1 protein-coding gene is annotated in these 2,173 nt (G+C 75.2%); it reads right to left on the minus strand.

Features of this window, described 5'->3' with window-relative positions:
* A partial coding sequence (locus ABD317_RS36135; RefSeq protein WP_344296161.1) for a glycoside hydrolase family 2 TIM barrel-domain containing protein occupies positions 1–2,044 on the minus strand: 2,044 nt, incomplete at its 3' end.
* Positions 2,045–2,173 lie beyond the last annotated feature (129 nt).

Raw genomic sequence — 2,173 nt, forward strand, 5'->3', positions numbered from 1 at the left:
GCGCCCACGGGGTGTCCGCGGCGAGCCGGGCGGTGACGGTCCACTGCGCCTCGCCGGCGGGCGGCGCGCCGGGCTCCCCCACAGCGCTTCGCGCGTGGGCGGTACCCCCGGGCAGCTCGACCTTCGCGCTCTCGCCCGGCGCCAGCGGCGGCACGGCCGCGGAACCGCCCGCGGTCTCCGCGCCGTCGACGGCGTACGTCCAGGTGAACGCGAGGTGGTCCAGACCGGCGAAGTCGTGCAGGTTGGTGACGACGGCCTGGCCGGGGGAGTCGCCGCCCTCGATGCGCACCGGCTGGATCACGTGACCGAACTCGGTGAGCCCCGGCGACGGCGTGCGGTCCGGGAACAGCAGGCCGTCGCAGACGAAGTTGCCGTCGTGCAGCTCCTCGCCGAAGTCCCCGCCGTAGGCGAAGCCCAGCTCGGGGTGGGCGATCCCGTGGTCGATCCACTCCCAGACGAAGCCGCCCTGGCAGCGCTCGTACGACTCGAACAGCCGCTGGTAGTCGGCGAGCCCGCCGGGGCCGTTGCCCATGGCGTGCGCGTACTCGCAGAGCACGAACGGCTGCGCCCGCCGGCGCGCGTCCAGCGCGGGGTCGTCGAGGGGGTCCTCGGTGCGCTCGCCGATGCGCCGGACCTCGTCGTGGGCGGCGTACATCCGGGAGTAGACGTCGGCGTCCCGGCTGGTGCGGTCGCCCTCGTAGTGCAGGAGCCGGCCGGGGTCCCGGCCGCGGATCCAGTCGGCCATCGCGGTCAGGCCGGCGCCGGCGTCGCACTCGTTGCCGAGCGACCACATGATGACCGACGGGTGGTTCTTGTCCCGCTCGACCATGCGCGCGGCGCGGTCCAGCAGCGCCGGGGTCCAGCGCTCGTCGGCCACCGGGTTGCCGCGCCAGCCGACTGCGTGGAACCCGTGCGTCTCCAGGTCGCACTCGTCGATGACCCAGAGGCCCAGCTCGTCGCAGAGGTCGAGGAACGCGGGGTGCGGCGGGTAGTGGCTGGTGCGCACGGCGTTGATGTTGTGCCGCTTCATGAGCAGCACGTCGGCGCGCATCGTCGCCGCGTCCACGGCGCGGCCGTGCTCGGGGTGGAACTCGTGCCGGTTCACGCCGCGCAGCAGGATGCGGCGGCCGTTGACCTTCAGCACGCCGTCCTCGACGGCGACGGTGCGGAAGCCCACCCGCAGCGGGACCCGCTCGCCCGCGGTGGCCAGCTCCGCCGCGTACAGCCGCGGGACCTCCGCGGTCCACGGCTCGACCGGCAGCGTCACGGACTCGCCGGTGGCGACGTCGACGCCCAGCTCCGGCACGGTGACGCGGCCCTCGGGCGCGCAGTCCACGCGGAGCGTGCCCGCGCCGGTCACGTGGTCGTACGAGGCGTGCACGAAGAAGTCGCGCACGGCCCCCGCGGGCCGGTGCAGCAGCGTGACGCCGCGGAAGATGCCGGGCAGCCACCACTGGTCCTGGTCCTCCAGGTAGCTGCCGGACGACCACTGGTGGACGCGGACGGCGAGCACGTTGCCCGCGGGGCGCAGCAGCCGGCCGACGGCGAACTCGTGCGGCAGCCGCGAGCCCTTGAACTCGCCCAGCTCCGTGCCGTTCAGCCAGACGCGCGCGTGCGACTCCACCCCGTCGAAGCGCAGCACGGCTGCGTCGCTCTCCTCGCCTTCGCCGCCCGCCGGCCAGCCGGCGGGCAGGTCGAAGGTGCGCAGGTGGTCGCCGGTCGGGTTCTCGGCCGGCACGCGCGGCGGGTCGACCGGGAACGGATAGAGGGTGTTGGTGTACGCGGGCGCGCCGTGCCGGCCGCCGCCCTGCAGCACCCAGTGGCCGGGCACCGCGATCTCGTCCCAGCCGGAGGTGTCGTGGCCGGGCTCGGCGAAGGACGTGTCGTGGGTGGTGGCGGTGGGGGAGAGGCGGAAGCGCCAGGCCCCGTCCAGCGGCAGCCGGGCGGCGTCGGAGTGGGCGTACCAGGCGCGCGGCGGCAGGGTGCCGGTGCCGGGTGCGGGGTCTTCGTGGGCGGGGAGTGACGGATCGCGCATGAGATCCATCTGATCCCGCCCGGGGGCGCGGCACAACACGCGCCGCACCCCAACCCATTGGACTTTTCGGACACCGGTTGGACTTCTGTGCCGGGGGGGGGGGGCGCCGGCGCCCCGGGCCGGGGGGGCCCGGGGGGG

This window comes from Streptomyces synnematoformans (genome assembly GCF_039531005.1).
Taxonomy (GTDB): Bacteria; Actinomycetota; Actinomycetes; order Streptomycetales; family Streptomycetaceae; genus Streptomyces; species Streptomyces synnematoformans.